General features: G+C 61.4%; 15 protein-coding genes. 8 read left to right on the top strand and 7 right to left on the bottom strand.

Features of this window, described 5'->3' with window-relative positions; genetic code table 11:
- Nucleotides 1-84: 84 nt before the first annotated feature.
- Complete coding sequence (locus tag ACUN0G_RS23425) at nt 85-1,068, bottom strand: TauD/TfdA family dioxygenase (protein ID WP_421525071.1); 984 nt, start codon at nt 1,066-1,068, stop codon at nt 85-87.
- Between the two features lie 189 nt (nt 1,069-1,257).
- Between ACUN0G_RS23425 and ACUN0G_RS23420 the strand changes: the two genes are divergently transcribed.
- Nucleotides 1,258-1,509 carry a type II toxin-antitoxin system HicA family toxin gene (locus ACUN0G_RS23420; RefSeq protein WP_445574389.1) on the top strand — a complete coding sequence of 84 codons (252 nt, stop codon included), beginning with the start codon at nt 1,258-1,260 and terminating at the stop codon, nt 1,507-1,509.
- Nucleotides 1,506-1,862 (top strand): type II toxin-antitoxin system HicB family antitoxin, encoded by a 357-nt coding sequence (locus ACUN0G_RS23415; RefSeq protein ID WP_258346946.1) that lies wholly within the window; start codon nt 1,506-1,508, stop codon nt 1,860-1,862. The genes ACUN0G_RS23420 and ACUN0G_RS23415 overlap by 4 nt, the downstream gene beginning before the upstream one ends.
- On the opposite strand, the gene ACUN0G_RS23410 is transcribed toward ACUN0G_RS23415, so the two are convergent.
- Nucleotides 1,863-3,035 (bottom strand): MFS transporter, encoded by a 1,173-nt coding sequence (locus tag ACUN0G_RS23410; protein WP_445574388.1) that lies wholly within the window; start codon nt 3,033-3,035, stop codon nt 1,863-1,865.
- Between the two features lie 134 nt (nt 3,036-3,169).
- Between ACUN0G_RS23410 and ACUN0G_RS23405 the strand changes: the two genes are divergently transcribed.
- Complete coding sequence (locus tag ACUN0G_RS23405; protein ID WP_445574387.1) at nt 3,170-3,754, top strand: TetR/AcrR family transcriptional regulator; 585 nt, start codon at nt 3,170-3,172, stop codon at nt 3,752-3,754.
- A gap of 888 nt (nt 3,755-4,642) precedes the next feature.
- Here the strand turns inward: ACUN0G_RS23405 and ACUN0G_RS23400 are convergent.
- From ACUN0G_RS23400 to ACUN0G_RS23380, 5 genes are all read right to left on the bottom strand, one after another.
- On the bottom strand, nt 4,643-6,151 hold the full coding sequence (locus ACUN0G_RS23400) for an MDR family MFS transporter (RefSeq protein ID WP_445574386.1): 1,509 nt from the start codon (nt 6,149-6,151) through the stop codon (nt 4,643-4,645).
- Nucleotides 6,141-7,271 (bottom strand): HlyD family secretion protein, encoded by a 1,131-nt coding sequence (locus tag ACUN0G_RS23395; protein WP_445574385.1) that lies wholly within the window; start codon nt 7,269-7,271, stop codon nt 6,141-6,143. The genes ACUN0G_RS23400 and ACUN0G_RS23395 overlap by 11 nt, the downstream gene beginning before the upstream one ends.
- Nucleotides 7,268-8,716 carry an efflux transporter outer membrane subunit gene (locus tag ACUN0G_RS23390; RefSeq protein ID WP_445574384.1) on the bottom strand — a complete coding sequence of 483 codons (1,449 nt, stop codon included), beginning with the start codon at nt 8,714-8,716 and terminating at the stop codon, nt 7,268-7,270. Before ACUN0G_RS23390 ends, ACUN0G_RS23395 begins: the two co-directional genes overlap by 4 nt.
- 103 nt (nt 8,717-8,819) lie before the next feature.
- Nucleotides 8,820-11,081, bottom strand: coding sequence for a beta-glucosidase BglX (bglX, locus tag ACUN0G_RS23385; RefSeq protein ID WP_445574383.1), 2,262 nt, complete (start codon nt 11,079-11,081; stop codon nt 8,820-8,822).
- Nucleotides 11,082-11,191: 110 nt separating this feature from the next.
- Nucleotides 11,192-11,935, bottom strand: coding sequence for an AraC family transcriptional regulator (locus ACUN0G_RS23380; protein WP_445574382.1), 744 nt, complete (start codon nt 11,933-11,935; stop codon nt 11,192-11,194).
- Between the two features lie 162 nt (nt 11,936-12,097).
- On the opposite strand from ACUN0G_RS23380, the gene ACUN0G_RS23375 reads away from it, so the two are divergent.
- From ACUN0G_RS23375 to ACUN0G_RS23355, 5 genes are all read left to right on the top strand, one after another.
- Nucleotides 12,098-12,898, top strand: coding sequence for an SDR family oxidoreductase (locus tag ACUN0G_RS23375; RefSeq protein WP_445574381.1), 801 nt, complete (start codon nt 12,098-12,100; stop codon nt 12,896-12,898).
- Nucleotides 12,891-14,717, top strand: a complete 1,827-nt coding sequence (locus ACUN0G_RS23370) for a glycoside hydrolase family 15 protein (protein WP_445574380.1) — start codon at nt 12,891-12,893, stop codon at nt 14,715-14,717. The genes ACUN0G_RS23375 and ACUN0G_RS23370 overlap by 8 nt, the downstream gene beginning before the upstream one ends.
- A gap of 137 nt (nt 14,718-14,854) precedes the next feature.
- Nucleotides 14,855-15,316 carry a cysteine hydrolase family protein gene (locus tag ACUN0G_RS23365; protein ID WP_445574379.1) on the top strand — a complete coding sequence of 154 codons (462 nt, stop codon included), beginning with the start codon at nt 14,855-14,857 and terminating at the stop codon, nt 15,314-15,316.
- Between the two features lie 265 nt (nt 15,317-15,581).
- Nucleotides 15,582-16,214 carry a BRCT domain-containing protein gene (locus ACUN0G_RS23360; protein WP_445574378.1) on the top strand — a complete coding sequence of 211 codons (633 nt, stop codon included), beginning with the start codon at nt 15,582-15,584 and terminating at the stop codon, nt 16,212-16,214.
- Complete coding sequence (locus tag ACUN0G_RS23355; RefSeq protein WP_445574377.1) at nt 16,214-16,606, top strand: VOC family protein; 393 nt, start codon at nt 16,214-16,216, stop codon at nt 16,604-16,606. Before ACUN0G_RS23360 ends, ACUN0G_RS23355 begins: the two co-directional genes overlap by 1 nt.
- Nucleotides 16,607-16,620 lie beyond the last annotated feature (14 nt).

Here is a 16,620-nt window from a genome sequence, read left to right as displayed (position 1 = left end):
GGCTAATTTAGACAGTAAAGCCGCTGGCCGATCACCTGCACGCAACGCCGCAGGGCGCTGCGCCTGGGCTCGCGAAGTCAGGGTTCAGCGAGGTTGCTCGCTATAACCTTGCGCCATGGCCACGACCACCTTCCGGGGCCCGGTAAAGGGCGAACGCGCGTGAGCGGCGAGCATGTTGTCGAGCATCAGCACATCCCCTGCCTGCCAGGGAAAACTGATAGCGCACTCGTCCAGCACCCGACGCACCTCATCCAGCACCTCGGTTTCGATGGGCGAGCCGTCACCGTAATAAACGTTACGGGGCAGATCCTCTTCATCGACGATATCCAGCAAGGTTTCCCGCACTTCCTCCGGCAGGTTGGAGACATGGAACAAATGCGCCTGGTTGAACCACACCCAATCGCCGGTCGACGGGTGCCGGGCCACCGCCTGGCAGGTCTGGCGCGTGCGCAACTCACCATCGTCTTTCCACTCCCACTCGATGGAGTGCGCTTGGCAATAGGCCTCTACCACACCCCGATCTTCGGTGTTGAACACCTGCTCCCACCCCACATCCAGGCCATTGCCATAATTGCGCACATACATCAGGCCCTTCTCGATAAAACGCTGGCGAACATACTCCGGCATTCGGCGGTACACCTCACGACTGTCGGCAATCGGCGTTTCGCCGCCGGTCTGCGCGGCAACCACGCTGTAGAACCAGATTTTCATTGGCCATTCAAGGGTGTAGGCCTGCTCGTTGTGCAGCGGAATGCTTTGATGCGCGGGGTACTCGGTAGAGGTGTACACACCTTGGGTGACGTTGCTGCGTGGTGTGGAGCCAAACTCATAGTTGAGCAACGGGTGACCGAATGCCTGGGCAAACTGGCGAAACGCGTCGACACCACCCACCTCAAAACCGCGAAACAAAATGCCGCCGGCCGTTGGCAGATGCCGTTCAACCAATGGTTGCAATTCGTTGAACACATCCATCAGTGCGAGACCAGGCTCCGGGGCCTCAATCAACAATGGCAAGCTGCCCCGCTCACTCAACAGAGGGGAGGCATTCAATTCCAGCAATAGGTCCATGTGGCTCTGCTCCAAAGGCACGTCGTCCCTATAAAACGAATCCGGAGGGGAAAAATTAGCGGGGGATTTGGGGCGCAGGCAACGGTGTCATCAAGGGTTACATCAAACACCGAGCGGCTCGGCGAGGCTGCCCTATCATTGACGCAACCCATCAATTGCAACTACATTTAGTTACAGGCAAGGATCGCCGTGTCGAAAAATGAAAAGCTGCTGGCCAAACTGCTCAATGAACAATCGGCTTTTACCTGGGCCGAACTGGTAACGCTGCTGCGGCGACTGGGCTACACGCAAATCGAAGGCGCAGGTAGCCGAGTCAGGTTCGACATAGGCGACCCCAGTGCAATGATCACCTTGCACAAGCCTCACCCCGGCAACGAACTGAAACACTACATTCGGCGCCAAATCATCGAACAATTGAAATCAGGAGAACTGATTCAGTGAACAACCAGCTGAAACACAAAGGCTACATCGGCTCCATCGAAGCCAGCCTCGAAGACAACTGCCTCTTCGGAAAGCTGCTTTTCATCAAGGCCCTGGTCAGCTACGAGGGGAAAACCGTCGCCGAACTGGATACGGCCTTTTGCACCGCCGTGGACGACTACATCGAGACCTGCATGGCCCTTGGGCAAACACCGGAAAAGCCCTGCAAGGGCTCGTTCAACGTGCGCGTCGGCCATGACCTCCATTTGGCCGCCGCCCTAGCGGCGACCCGGCAAAAAGTCACGCTGAACGACCTCACACGGCAAGCGCTGAACGAATTCCTGCAACATCGCGGCGCACTCGTTGCCGGGTAATCAGCCCAATCGCCGATACCCCAACACCGCCGCCCCAAGCACCACCGACCCCGCCGCCAGCGCCACCCAGAACCCACTGGGGGCGCCGAAGCGGTCGATCATCCAGCCGGAACTGGCGGCGCCAATGGCCACGCCGATGCTCAGGCCGGTGATCAGCCAGGTCATGCCTTCGGTCAAACGGCTCGGCGGGACGATTTGCTCCACCAGGGCCATGGACACGATCAATGTCGGGGCGAAGAACAGCCCGGAGATGAAGATCGCCGCCGCCAACCCGGGAATGTTCGTCACCAGCAGCAACGGCAACGTGGTGATCGCCGTGGCCACGCCGCAGTACAGGAACTGGCGCGGCAACGGCGCTTTCAACTTGAGTGCACCAAACGCCAGCCCGGCCAGGCACGAACCGATGGCGTACACCGACAGCACAATGCTCGCGGCGGCTGGCTGGCCTTGATGCTGGGCGAAGGCGACGCTGACCACATCCACCACGCCGACGATAACGCCCATGGCCATCAACAGCACCATCAGGATCAACACCGAGGGCGAGGCGATCAGCCAACGGCCGTGTTCGGCGTGGTGTTCATGCACCGGTGGTTCGGTCTGGCGTTGCAGCACAAAGGCGGTCACGCCCACTGCCAAAAACAGCGCGGCAATCAACGGCCCGGCTTCGGGGAACAACAGCACGCACAAGCCCACCGACACCGGCGGGCCGATAATGAACACCACCTCGTCGAGCACCGACTCCAGAGCAAACGCGGTTTGCAACTTGGGCTGGCCGCGATACAACTCGGTCCAGCGCGCCCGCACCATGGCCGACATATTGGGCATGCAACCGGCCAGGGCGGCGAAGATAAACAGCGTCCACGTCGGCGCCTGCATGCGGGTGCAGAGCAACAGCAGCAACAGCGCGCCGCCGCCGATGGAAGCGGCCACCGGCAACACCCGGCCCTGGCCGTAACGGTCCACCAATCGCGAGACCTGAGGCGCACAAAACGCGGTGGCCAGGGCGAAGGTGGCCGTCACCGCACCTGCCAATCCGTAACCGCCGTGCACTTGCGACAGCATGGTGATCAAGCCGATCCCGGTCATGGAGATCGGCATGCGGGCGAGCATGCCCGCCAATACAAAAGCCCTGGAACCTGGCGCCTGGAACAGCTCGGCGTAGGGGTTTGCCATGGTGTGTAACCTCTTCCTGAGCGCCCTGAAACTTGCTATTCGAGGTATTCGGGGCAAAATACATACGGTGCGTATGTGACAAATCATGCGTAACATACGCGTCGTATGTCAATCACCTATTGCGAGCCTTACCCATGAGCCGAGCCCGTGCCGACATGATCGAAGACACCCGCGCCCGCCTGATCGCCAGCGCGCGCCAGGCCTTCGCCACGCAAGGCTATGCCCAAACGTCGATGGATGATTTCACCGCGCGCGCCGGCTTGACCCGGGGAGCGTTGTACCATCATTTTGGCGATAAGAAAGGCTTGCTGGCGGCGGTGGTTGCGCAGCTCGACGGTGAAATGGATGCGAGCCTGCAGCGTATCTCGGAACAGGCTGATAATCCTTGGGAAGGGTTTTGCGAGCGCTGTCGGGTTTATTTGCGTATGGCTCAGGATCCCGAGGTCCAGCGCATCGTATTGCAGGATGCCCCGGCGGTGCTGGGCGCCACTGACCAGCAGCAATGCGTGGACTCGCTGCGCCAGCTGCTCGATGACCTGATGCAAGCGGGCCTCATCGTGCAGGCGTGCAGTCAGGCGCTGGCGAGGCTGATCAATGGCAGCCTGGTGAGCGCATCGTTGTGGATCGCCCAGGATGGAGACTCGGGTGTGCGGCTGGAAGAGGCTTTGCGAGGGCTGGAGTTGTTGTTGCGCGGGTTGAAGCCCGATGCCGTTCGCTGAACGAGTGCGGCGGGGGTGGTCAGGATCCAGGGCGGCATATCCGTTATTTAGGTAACGGCCACCTATGGTTCCGCTCTTACAGCGGCTCACTTTGGAAAAGCCCCAAAGTAAGCAAAGGGCTCTGCCCCGCCTGTCGGCACCTCGCCTAGGCTCGGTGTTCCCTCACTCCGGCATTGCTCCGCGGGCCGCCGCGACGGGCCATCCATGGCCCGGCGCGGCTAAACCGGCGTCCTGCCGGTTTACCCGCTCCGCAATACCTGCGTTCGGCCTCGGGCTTATTGGGGCAGTCAGATCAAAATCAAAAGCAAAAGCACAGCGGCCTACCGGCCGGCTTGAGTGTTAAAAGCAAAGCTGTTTTCTGTAGGAGCGAGCTTGCTCGCGAAAAACCTGAGAGCGCCGCGTTCATCCAGAATGCCAGCGTCATCGTTAACGACCTTCGCGAGCAAGCCCGCTCCCACATTTTTTGGACCGTGCCCGCTTTAGATTTTGATTTGGCTTTTAACACTCAAGCCGGCCGGGAGGCCGCTGTGCTCTTGATCTGCTTTTGATCTTGATCTTAGGCGCCCCGTTAAACCACGCTGGCCGAACGCAGGCTTTGGAGCGTGGGTAACCCGGCAGGACGCCGGGTTAGCCGCGCTGGGCCAAGGATGGCCCATCGCGGCGGCCCACGGTCCAAAGCCGGAGTGAGGGCACACCGAGCCTAGGCGAGGTGCCGAGTGGTGGGGCAAGAGCGTTTTGCTTACTTTTGCGCTCTTCAAAAGTGAGCCGCTGTAAGAGCGGAACCAATCTCAGTCATCACCCAAATAACGGATATGTACCCCGCCCCCAAAACCATAAAAAAACACCCCTGAACCATTGCGCTAACTTGAGTCCCCCACAGCACTGACCCTAGATACGCCGCAACATCAACGCCGCCACCGCACACGCCGCCAACGCCACACACGCCAGAAAGAACGCATCACTGTAGGCCATCAAAAACGCCTGATGGCGCACACTCTGGTCCAGCAGGTCCAACACCACCTGATGCTCCGGCAACTGCTCCTGCAGCACCCCGCCAGGCAAGCGCTGTTGCAGCACCGGGTCAAACAGCGTCACCGCCTCCCCGATCCGCGCCGAATGCACCCGCTCACGCACCACCACCAACTGCGCCAGTAACGCTGTTCCAACGGCGCCCCCCAGATTGCGCAGCATCGAGAACACCGCCGACGCCGACCCCGCCTGCACCTTGGCCAGCCCATGCACAGCGAGCACCGACAACGCCACCATGATCAACGGCTGACCAATCCCGCGCACCACAATCGAGGGCACGATCACATTGCTGGCGCTGTCCGCCGACAGGTGCGCGCCCATCCAGCAACCCAAGGCCATGATCGCAAACCCTGACGCCACCAGCATTTTGGCACTCACCCACTTCATCAAGCGCGGCAAAAACGGCGCCATGATCAATTGCACCAACCCATACGCAATCAAGCTCACGCCAATTTCACTGGCGTTGTAGTGCTGCAATTGCGACAGGTAATTGGGCACCAGAAACACCAGCCCGTAGGTGCTCGCGCCAAAGATAAACATCGCCACGCTGGCCACGCCAAAGTTGTAATGCCCCAACAGCCGCAGGTTGATAAAAGCATGCTTGCCCCATAACTGACGGGTCACGAAGCCGATCAATCCCACCACCGCCAACAACGTCATCCACACGATAAAGGGCGAGCCGAACCAGTCCTTGCGCCCGCCCTCCTCCAGCACGATCTGCAACGCGCCCAGCCCCAGCACCATGCAGCCGATGCCCAGCCAGTCGCCCTGGCGCAACAGGCCGAGTTTCATCGGCTGGCGGTCGATCGACCAGGCCACCGCCGCCAACAACGCAATCCCGGGGAACAGTTGCAGGTAGAAGATCCAGCGCCAGGAATACGCGTCGGTCAGCCAGCCGCCAATCGATGGCCCGGCGGCCTGGGCCACGCTGTTGGCCAGGCTGAACAAGGCCATGCCCAGCGGGATTTTGCTGGGCGGCAGCTCGGTGATGATCAGCTGGAATGACAAGGGAATCAGCACCGCCCCGGCCGCGCCCTGCACCACCCGGATCAGGATCATCACTTGCAGGTTGGGCGACAGCGAACACGCCACCGAGGCCACCAGGAATATCCCCGAGCCCCACAGCATCACCCGGCGCAGGGAAAACACCTGCACCAGCCACGCCGTGAGGGGAATCATGATGATTTCCGCCACCAGGTAAGCCGTGGAAATCCACGAGCCTTCCTCAAACGTCGCGCCCAGTGCGCCTTCGATTTCCGGCAGCGCGGCGCTGGTGACGTGCACGTTCATCCCGGCCATGAAGCAGCCGAACAGCCCGCCGATCACCGCAACCCAGGCGCGAAACGGCACACGCCCTTCAGCCTCCATGAACGTGCTCCTGGCTCGCGGCAGGACGGGTGTTGACCGTGGCGATGACCGACATGCCCGGCAGAACCCGCGACTCGCCGGGCTCCAGACGGATCTTCACCGGAAACCGCTGGACGATCTTGGTGAAGTTGCCGGTGGCGTTGTCCGGCGGCAACAGCGCGAAAACGGCACCGGAGCCGGGGGCGATGCTTTCCACTTGGCCGTGCCAATGCGCGCCGGCAAAGCTATCCACCGCGATCTCCACCGACTGCCCCGGCGCCATGTGCTGCAACTGGGTTTCCTTGTAGTTGGCAATCACATAGGCCTGTTCCACCGGCACCACCGCCAGCAGTGGCAGGCCGGGCATCACATACTGCTGGCGACGAACCTTGCGCTGGCCCACCACGCCGTCGAAAGGCGCGCGAATCTCGGTGTCCTTCAACGCATTACCGGCCAGGGCGAGATTGGCCTGGGCCTCGCCGATGCGCGCCTGATGCTCGACAATTTGCGCCTGCGCCTGTTGCCGACGCGCCTGCAACACCTGCAACTGCGCCTGCTGGCGCGCGACCTGGGCGCTGGCTTGTACCAGGGCCGACTGGGCCTTGGCCTGGCTGGCACTGACGGTTTCCAGGTGCTGGGCGCTGGCCACCTGTTGAGCGACCAACTCGCGATATCGCTGGTAATCGAGCCTCGCGCGCCGGGCCTCGGCCTCGCCGCTGCTCAACGCTGCCTTTGCCTGGGCAATGCGTTGCTGCTGCTCGCCCATTTGCGCGTCGAGGGTTTGCAGCGAGGCCTGTTGCGCCGTCGCTGCCGCCTGCGCCTGTTGCAGTTGCGCCTGGGCGCTGTTCAGGCGCTCGGTGAAATCCCGGTCGTCGATACGCACCAGCACATCGCCGGCCTTGACCGGCTGGTTGTCTTCCACCAGCACCTGGGCCACATACCCGGCGATCCGTGGGCTGATGGCGACCCAATCGGCGCGTACATAGGCATCATCGGTTTCTTCCAGAAAACGCCCCCACTGCCACCAATACCCGGCAAAGGCTGCCAGCCCCAGCAACGTAGCGAGCGATGCAGTGGTCACCAGGGCGCGACGATGGCGTTGCATAACGGTCAGGCGAATGGGTTCAACAGCCTGGTTCATGGTTTGGCTCCATTGACAGCGACAGATAAGGGGGCGGTTGGATCGTCATGCTGCCAGCCGCCACCGAGGGCCTGGAACAGGTCGATCTGGCGATTGATCAGGCGCAGGTCGGACTCGGCCACGCGGGCCTCAAGGCCCACCAGGCTGCGCTCGCTGTCCAGCAGTTGCAGGGCATCCAACGCGCCGGCGTGGTAGCCACGGGAGGCCAGGTCGAAGGCGCGGCGGTTGTTGTCCAGCGCGGCGGCCAGGGCCTCGCGCCGCTGCTGTTCGCCCAGGTACAAGGCCATGGCCTGCTCGACCTGCTTCAACGCGTTGAGCACCGTGCTGTCAAACCGCGCCAGGGCCTGGCGCGCTTCGGCCTGGCTCTGCTTGACCCGCGCCTGGGCGATCTGCCGATTGGGAAAACGCCAGGACACCAGTGGGCCGACGGAGTAAACCGTCGCGTAGCGGTCACCGAGTTTACCCAGGCTGCTGGCGGATGAACCGAGCATCGCGCCAAAGGTAATCCTCGGGTAAAGCTCTGCCCGGGACAGGCCCACCGTCGAGGTGGCCGAGTGCAGTTGCCCCTCGGCGCGGCGGATATCCGGCCGCCGTTGCACCAGTGCCCACCCCTCGCCCACTGGCAACGCAGCCTGCAATTGCGGGCTGTGGGCACAGCTGCGTGGTGTGACCTGCTCCGGCGGCAACCCGCTGAGCACGGCCAACTCATACAACGCGCTGCTGCGCCGAGCCGTGAACATCGGCAAGGGCGCGCGGGTTTCTTCCAGCAGGCCTTGCAGGCGAGTCAGGTCCAGATCCGTCGCCGCGCCAGCCTTCTGCAGCTTTTGCGTGACCGCGACGCTCTGCTCCAGCAACTGCACCGAGTGCGCCTGCACCTGCTCCTGCAATCCATACACACAGGCCTGGGCATACGCGCGGGCCGTCTGCGCGGCGACTGTCACCCGTAACTCGTCTTCCAGCGCCCGCGCCACCTGGGCATCCGCCCGTGCGGCGGCAATGCGATAACGCACCTCGCCCCACAGGTCGAGGGTGTAGCTCAGGGAAAACTCAGGCGTGTGGCTCCATTCGGCACCGGCATGACGGTGGGTGGCCTGGGCCAGGGTCTGGTCATCCCGGCTGCGACCGTAGGCCAGGCCATAGTCCAGAGAGGTAGACGGCAGGCGCTCGCCGTCGACCTGTTCCAGCCGCGCCAGCAAGGCGTCGACGTGGGCGGCAGCGGCTTCAAGGTCTTTATTCTGGCGCAAGGCCCGCGCCACCAGGGCGTCCAGCTGCGGGTCGCGGTACAGCTGCCACCAGCGGGCGGGTAATGGCTCGGCCGACTCGACGGATAGCCGCGGCGAGGGCTGCGCGGTGACGGTCGACGGCTGGCCGGACACGCCACTGCACCCGGCCAGCACACTCAACAGGGCGATGGGCATCCATGGATGAAAAGAAGGGCTGTGCATCACAAGGCTCGCTCAAGAAGGAGCCTTGCAGATTAGGCAGGTGGTCTGTCCGATTCGCCCGCGTCAGGGCCATGTGTCGTCGCTAACCGGACAATATGTTTGCTTAACGCAACTCGAAGCTTTGCTCCTGTACGTCCTGGGAGTCCAAGCCGATCTGCACCTTGAACTCGCCGGGCTCGGCAACGTAGTCCAGCTGGGCGTTGTAGAACTTCAGGTCGTTCTCATCCAGGGTGAATTCAATGATCCTGCGCTCACCGGCCTTGAGCATGATTTTCTCGAAACCCTTGAGCTCCTTGACCGGCCGGCTGACCGAGGCGACCAGATCACGGATATACAACTGGACAACCGTTTCACCGTCACGCGGGCCGGCATTGGCCAGCGTGATACGCGCCTTGAGTTGCTCTCCCTCGCGCAATACCGACGTTGACAACTGCAGGTCGGAAAGCTCGAACCGGGTGTAGCTCAACCCATAGCCGAAGGGATAAAGCGGGCCGTCGGGTTCATCGATGTATTGGCTCATGTATTTCCAGGGCGCAGCAGAATCAAACGGGCGTCCTGTATTCAGGTGGTTGTAATAGAGGGGGATTTGCCCGACCGACCGAGGAAAGGTCATCGGCAACTTGCCTGACGGGTTGTAGTCGCCGAACAGCACATCAGCGACCGCATTGCCGCCCTCCGTACCACTGAACCACGTTTCCAGCAGGGCGTCGGCCTGTGCCTGCTCCCGGGTCAAATCCAGGGGACGGCCATTCACCAGCACGATCACCAACGGCTTATCCAACGACTTCAGCGCACTGAGCAATCGCCGCTGACTGGCGGGCAGGTTGATACGCGCGCGACTGATAGACTCATCGTTGACGCTCCAGGGTTCGCCGACAACCGCCACGATGACCTTGGCCCGACGCGCCACCTCCAGCGCCTCGTCCAGCAGCGCCTCAGGCGAACGCGGGTCCAGATCCAAAGGCGTGTTGTAGTGTTTCAGGCGTTCGGACAACTGGGTGTCCGTGGTGAAATTCGCGCCCTTGGCATAGAGCAGCGGTGCCTTGCCTTCAACTGCACGGGCCAGGCCTTCGTAGATACTGACCACGTTCCGCTCGTCACAATCACCGCAATAGCTGCCCAGCAGGTCGCGCCGGCTTTTGGCAAAGGGACCGATCAGCGCAATGCTGTCCTGCTTGTTCAACGGCAGCGTCTGATGGGCGTTTTTCAATAGCACGAAGGTCTTGCGAGCAATGTACCGGGCGGCGTCTCGCTGCAGGCGCGTTGCAATGGGAGGCAACTCTGTGGGGTTGAGATTTCGATACGGGTTGTCGAACAGCCCCAAGTCATACTTCAGGCCCAGCACATTCCGGACAGCCTCATCCAGCGCCCCGACATCAACTTCCCCCGATGCAACCAATCCAGGCAAATACCTGGCATACGCGTCATCGCAGAGTTCCATGTCGACACCTGAGCGCACCGCCAACGCCGCAGCCTGCCTGACATCACGGGCAACACCATGAAAAACCAGCCCCTCAATTGCCCGGCAATCACCCAATGTCACGCCGTCAAACCCCCACGCCTGCCGCAGTACATCCTTGATCAGCCACCGATTGGCGGCAGCCGGAACACCATCGATGGTATTGAACGCAATCATTGCCATGCCTGCTCCGGCTTCGACTGCGGCGCGATACGGCGCAAAGTAATACTGGTACATGTTCGCCGTGCTCATATCGACGCTGTTGTAATCCTTGCCGCCTTCAACCGCCCCGTACAACGCGAAGTGTTTTACGGTGGCCATGAGGCTGTCGGCTGCGTGAGGATCATCACCCCGATACGCCCTGACCGTGACATCCGCGATACGAGAGGTGAGAAAAGGATCCTCACCATAGCCTTCCGATACTCGGCCCCAACGGGGGTCGCGGGTCAGGTCTACCATGGGGCCAAAAGTCAGATGGATACCTTCGGCGCTTGCCTCCCGGGCACTGATGCGTGCCGCGAGGGCAATTGCCGACAGGTCCCAACTGGCCGCGAGTGCGAGGCTCACCGGGAACACCGTGTGCAGGCCGTGAATCACATCCGCTGCGAAAAACAGCGGAATTTTCAACCGGCTGCGTTCCATCGCTACCTGCTGCAACATCCACCCATAAGGCGGTGACGGGACCCCACCGATACCGCCGATCAATCCATTTGCAATCCCTTCGCGGATACTGGCTCCGGTCCGTTCTCGGTCAATTCCAACCAACTCCAGTTGGCCGACTTTCTCGGCAACGGTCATCTGCCCGAGCAAATGCTCAATGAACGCAGCCTTTGTCGGCGGGACTTGCGCCACAACCTCACCGCCAGACAAGCCGACGAGCAGGCAAAGCAGCAGTTTTTTTCCCATGAGGCCCATCCTCTGGACACATCAGTGACTGCCTGTAGCGTTGAGGATTAAAGCGTGGGCGTCTACTGTCAGAACTCACAGGGAGCCAGACCGTTGGTCGTTGACCATGACTACCCAACCGGCCGGAAATGACTCGGCGGATAACCCAACGACTTGCGAAACATCGCACTGAACGCACTCGGGCTCTGGTACCCGTGCTCCAGCGCCACCTCCAGAATTGATACGCCCTGGGCCAACAGCTTCAAGCTCAAGGCCAACCGCGCGCGCTTGCGCCATTCACCGAAACTCATGCCCAACTCCCGCTGGAACACTCGGCTCAGGGTGCGGGCGCTCATGTTCAGGCTGTCGGCCCAGGATTCCAGGCTGCTGTCGTCAGAAGGGTTACGGATGAAATGCGTGCACAGCCTGGCCAGCCGTACTTCGCCGGGCACCGGCACGTGCATCGCCACCACGGGCGCGGCGAGCAGTTCCATGCGGATCAACTCGATCATGGCCTGCAGACGCGGGCTGTGGTGCCCGGCAATCTGCGTGGCGGCGACGATCAGTTCCCGCAGCAACGCCGACACTTCGATCACCTGACAGGTGCGCCCCAGCCCCGGCTCGGCCTCGGGCATCAGGAACAGCGTGCGCATATGCACCTCGCCGGCCATACGGATCTCGTGCGGGGTTCCGGCCGGCACCCACAGCGCATGCCCGGACGGCACCAGCCAACTGCCCTGGGCGGTGCTGACCACCATCACCCCGGACACGCCATGGATCAGCTGCGCCTGGGCATGGCAATGGGGGTGCACCACGTCGTCGTTGCGGTAATTGTCGGCATAGGCTTCAAGCCAGGGGCGGGGTTGGCGGTTCATCGGCTCAGGTCTCGCATCAATCAGGCGTTGATTCTAGCGAAAAGCCCTGTGGCAAAAACGATAGATATAGACAGCCATCGTCGCATTCCAGACAGCCGGTGAACTTGTGGACCACGCCATCAGTCAGCTAACTGGGCACTCTGAAAAAGGTTGGGTGGGGCAATGCGCATTTCGTTGGAGCAACAAGTGGCGCTGGTCACCGGCGCGAGTTCCGGGATCGGCGCGGGGGCCGCTAAGGCCCTGGCGGAGGCTGGAGCTGCCGTGGTGTTGAACTACAACGCCCAGGCGGCGCCGGCTGAAACACTGGCGGCGCAGATCAATGCCAACGGCGGCCGGGCGATTGCAATTGGCGCAGATGTGTCGAAAGAGGCGGATGTCGAACGCCTGTTTGCCCAAACCGTTGAGGCGTTTGGGCACCTGGACATTCTGGTGGCCAACTCGGGCATGCAGAAAGACGCCGCTGCCGTCGACATGACCCTCGACGACTGGAACGCCGTGATCGGCGTCAACCTCACCGGCCAGTTCCTCTGCGCCCGCGCCGCCTTGCGCATCTTCAATCGCCAGGGCATCCGCGAAGGCGTTTCCCGGGCCGCCGGGAAGATTATCCACATGAGTTCGGTGCATCAGGTGATTCCCTGGGCCGGCCACGTGAATTACGCCGCGTCCAAGGGCGGTGTGGAAATGCTGATGCGCACCCTGGCTCAGGAAGTCAGCCAGCAGCGCATCCGCATCAACGGCGTTGCGCCGGGGGCGATTCGCACGGCCATCAACCGCGCCGCCACCGAAGGCGCGGCCGAGGTGGAGCTTCTCAAGTTAATTCCCTATGGCCGCGTGGGTGACGTCGAAGATGTCGCCAATGCGGTGGTGTGGCTGGCCAGTGATGCCTCCGACTACGTGGTGGGCAGCACCTTGTTTATTGACGGCGGCATGAGCCTTTATCCGGAGTTTCGTGGCAATGGTTGATCTGAAAAACGAACCACAAAGTGCCATCGATGCCCACGGCATCATCGGCGACATGCGCAGCGCGGCCCTGGTGAATGACAAGGGCAGCATCGATTTTTTCTGCTGGCCGGAGTTCGACAGCCCGTCCATCTTTTGCTCATTGCTGGACTCCCCTGCCGCCGGGATCTTCCAGCTCACGCCGGACCTGCCCGACGCCCGCCGCGAGCAGATTTACCTGCCGGACACCAACGTGCTGCAAACCCGCTGGTTGAGTAATGATGCGGTGGTGGAAATTACCGACTTCTTGACCGTCAGTGAAGAAGTCGACGACCTGCCGATCCTGATTCGCCGGGTGCGGGTGGTCAGCGGCAAGGCGAGCATCCATATGCGCTGCGCAGTGCGTCATGACTACGCCCGCGCCCAGACCCGGGCCACTCAAGATAACGGCGACGTGTTGTTTGAGGCCGCAGACCAACCCGGCCTGCGTCTGACCAGCAGCCACGCCCTGCAGCTGGATGGCGACGCGGCCGTAGCGTCCTTTGAACTGGGCCAGGAAGAAGGCGCCGAATTTGTCCTCGGTGGGCTGGAAGATCCCCGAGTCACAAACGACTGCACCGACCTGTGCCTGGATCGCACCCTGAAGTTCTGGCGCGGCTGGATTTCCCAATCCAACTACCGTGGGCGCTGGCGCGAGATGGTCAATCGTTCGGCCCTGGCCTTGAAGCTTTTGACCTCGCGCAAACACGGCGCCATCCTCGCCGCCGCCACCTTCGGCCTGCCGGAAACACCCGGCGGCGAGCGCAACTGGGACTACCGCTACACCTGGATCCGCGACGCCTCGTTCACCGTCTACGCCTTTATGCGCCTGGGGTTTATCGAGGAAGCCAACGGCTACATGCGCTGGTTGAAAGGCCGGGTGGGTGACTGCTGCGATCAGCCGATGAAAATCAACATCCTGTACGGCATCGACGGCCGCCAGGAATTGCCGGAAACCGAGCTGAGCCACCTCAGCGGCCACGGCGGTGCGCAACCGGTACGCATCGGCAATGAGGCCTACGACCAGGTGCAACTGGACATCTACGGCGAGCTGATGGACGCCGTATACCTGGTCAACAAATACGGCGAAGCCATCTCCCACGAGGGCTGGAAACACACGGTGGAAGTAGCCGACCAGGTCTGCGAAACCTGGAACCACAAAGACGTCGGCATCTGGGAAATGCGCGGCGAGCAGCATCACTTCCTGCACTCAAGGCTGATGTGCTGGGTGGCGCTGGACCGGGCGATTCGACTGGCGTCCAAGCGCTCGCTGCCGGCGCCGTTTGCCCGCTGGGACCAGACTCGCCAGGCGATTTATGCGGATATCTGGAGCAACTTCTGGAACGAAGAACGCGGGCACTTTGTGCAGCATATCGGCAGCACGGCACTGGACGGCTCGATGCTGTTGATGCCGCTGGTACGCTTCGTCGCGGCGACGGACCCGCGCTGGTTATCAACGCTGGAAGCGATCCAGAAAAGCCTGGTGCGCGATGGGATGGTGTATCGCTACCGCAACGACGACAGCCAGATTGACGGCTTGCAAGGCACCGAAGGCGCGTTCGCGGCGTGCTCGTTCTGGTACGTGGAATGCCTAGCCCGGGCTGGGCAAGTGGAGAAGGCGCATCTGGAGTTTGAACAGTTGCTGCGCTATGCCAACCCGCTGGGGTTGTATGCCGAAGAGTTCGATAACCAGGCACGGCATTTGGGGAATACGCCACAGGCGTTGAGCCATTTGGCGCTGATCAGCGCGGCAACGTTCCTGGACCGGAAGTTGAGTGGGGTGAAGACGGTTTGGCAGCCTTGAGCCCGAGCACAATCTGAAGGCAGATGAGTAACCCTGTGGGAGCTGGCTTGCCTGCTCCCACATAGACCGCGCCAGACTTGGAGACGAGGTGCACCCGGTGCACAATGCGGGGTCCTTCGATCCCTGCCAGGATTCCAATGCACCAGGTTCTGCTGATCATCGACATACAACCCTCTTTCAACCCGCCGGACTGGCTGGTGAACGGCATCAACACCCTGCTGGCCCGCATGCCCTCAGTGGCCACCGTAGAGCGCCACGACGAAAGCATCACCCCGTTCGCCCGCCAACTCGGCTGGCAGCCGGCGCCCGACGACAACAGCCTGATCGCCGCCGACCACATCTTCATCAAACACGGCTACGCGCCCACGCCCGAGACCATCAGCCACCTCAAAAGCCTCGCGCCGGACCGAGTGCTGGTGTGTGGCATCCAGACTGACACCTGCGTACTCGCGGCCGGGTTTGCGTTGTTTGATGCGGGCCTGCAGCCAACGCTGATCAGCGATTTGACCGTGGGTTCGTCGCTGGATCGCTCGGGGAAACTGGGCGCGGATTTGTGGCGGCATCACTTCAAACACGTCATCAGCCACGCAGAGATTTAAGTCAGCCCCTCACTGTGGCGAGGGAGCTTGCTCCCGCTGGGTCGCGAAGCGGCCCCAAAAAGCTCAACGCCATCTAACTCAAAGAACACAGTCAACAAAACCTGGGGCTGCTGCGCAGCCCAACGGGAGCAAGCTCCCTCGCCACAGGTTATTTGGCAAACATCACAAGATGTGTGTATATCGGTTTCACCCTCAAGGCGAACCTTCGGCCCATGCTGAGTTGGACCGAGACCTGGCAAAGCACTGGCTTAAGGAGCAAGGACGCATGACCGATCTTCATCAGGAATTCGAACGCAGTCACCTTTACCACAAGACGCGTATTGATCGGCGCTCTGCCGACGCATTACTCGGCGTCACTGCCGGCCTGGTCGCCGACGGAAACATCAATCAGATGGAAGCAGAGTTTCTTAAGACCTGGATAGAAACCCATCTGCTCCAGTTGGAAGACCCGGTAGTAAACATTCTTTATCAGCGCCTTGCCAGCATGCTGAGTGACGGTGTTCTCGACGCGGAAGAGTCCGCAGAACTGTTGGAAATGCTGCATCAGTTTTCCGGTATCTCGGTGGGGTCACCTCAACGCCCCTCCTCTGTCAGCAGCCTGCCGCTGAACAATCCGGCTCCGACACTGGAGTGGCAGAACCGGACTTTTTTGTTTACCGGTGTCATGGCGTACGGGCCTCGCAAGGAATGTGAGTTACTTGTCGTAGAACGCGGCGGCCTTATCGGCAACTCGGTGAGCAAGAAGGTTCATTTTCTCGTGGTCGGGAGCGTTGGTAATGAACAATGGCTCCATAGCTCATATGGAACAAAGATCAAAAAAGCCGTCGAGTTAAGAAATAGCGGTATTCCGATCGCTATCATCAGTGAAACCCATTGGCAGCAGGTGTTATTCGGTTGATGCCCATCATCTCTATCCTGATCCACGTCCCCGACTGGCGCACCGCCACGCAGTGGTACGCCGCGGCCTTCCCTACGGCCACGCGCATCTACCATGAGCCCGACGATTTCGGTCACTTGGACGTGGACGGCGTTGCCATCGAAATCGTGAATGCAGACAACAAGGTCGCCAGCGGCGCGGCCGGGTCGGTGGCGTATTGGCGGGTGACGGACCTGCTTCACGAGGTACAGCGACTGGTCACGTTAGGCGCCACGTTGTATCGCGGGCCAATGGAAGTCGAGGGCGGCGAGTGGATGTGCCAGGTGCGCGACCCGTGGGGCAACTGCATCGGCTTGCGCCAGGCCGGTCTAGACAAGTCAAGCAATTGCAGCCTTTCGAACCACACTCGGTAACCGGTTTGGTCTAC

It is taken from the genome of Pseudomonas sp. 32A (assembly GCF_052682255.1).
Note: the sequence above shows the minus strand (reverse complement) of the source record. Positions and strands in the feature narration are given on the sequence as shown.

Coding starts and splice junctions, on each gene's coding strand:
- ACUN0G_RS23410 (WP_445574388.1), bottom strand. CDS start 3,035: ATGGCAAACCCCTACGCCGAGCTGTTCCAGGCGCCAGGTTCCAGGGCT.
- ACUN0G_RS23355 (WP_445574377.1), top strand. CDS start 16,214: ATGCCCATCATCTCTATCCTGATCCACGTCCCCGACTGGCGCACCGCC.
- ACUN0G_RS23405 (WP_445574387.1), top strand. CDS start 3,170: ATGAGCCGAGCCCGTGCCGACATGATCGAAGACACCCGCGCCCGCCTG.
- ACUN0G_RS23380 (WP_445574382.1), bottom strand. CDS start 11,935: ATGAACCGCCAACCCCGCCCCTGGCTTGAAGCCTATGCCGACAATTAC.
- ACUN0G_RS23360 (WP_445574378.1), top strand. CDS start 15,582: ATGACCGATCTTCATCAGGAATTCGAACGCAGTCACCTTTACCACAAG.
- ACUN0G_RS23365 (WP_445574379.1), top strand. CDS start 14,855: ATGCACCAGGTTCTGCTGATCATCGACATACAACCCTCTTTCAACCCG.
- bglX (WP_445574383.1), bottom strand. CDS start 11,081: ATGGGAAAAAAACTGCTGCTTTGCCTGCTCGTCGGCTTGTCTGGCGGT.
- ACUN0G_RS23370 (WP_445574380.1), top strand. CDS start 12,891: ATGGTTGATCTGAAAAACGAACCACAAAGTGCCATCGATGCCCACGGC.
- ACUN0G_RS23400 (WP_445574386.1), bottom strand. CDS start 6,151: ATGGAGGCTGAAGGGCGTGTGCCGTTTCGCGCCTGGGTTGCGGTGATC.
- ACUN0G_RS23425 (WP_421525071.1), bottom strand. CDS start 1,068: ATGGACCTATTGCTGGAATTGAATGCCTCCCCTCTGTTGAGTGAGCGG.
- ACUN0G_RS23375 (WP_445574381.1), top strand. CDS start 12,098: ATGCGCATTTCGTTGGAGCAACAAGTGGCGCTGGTCACCGGCGCGAGT.
- ACUN0G_RS23390 (WP_445574384.1), bottom strand. CDS start 8,716: ATGCACAGCCCTTCTTTTCATCCATGGATGCCCATCGCCCTGTTGAGT.
- ACUN0G_RS23395 (WP_445574385.1), bottom strand. CDS start 7,271: ATGAACCAGGCTGTTGAACCCATTCGCCTGACCGTTATGCAACGCCAT.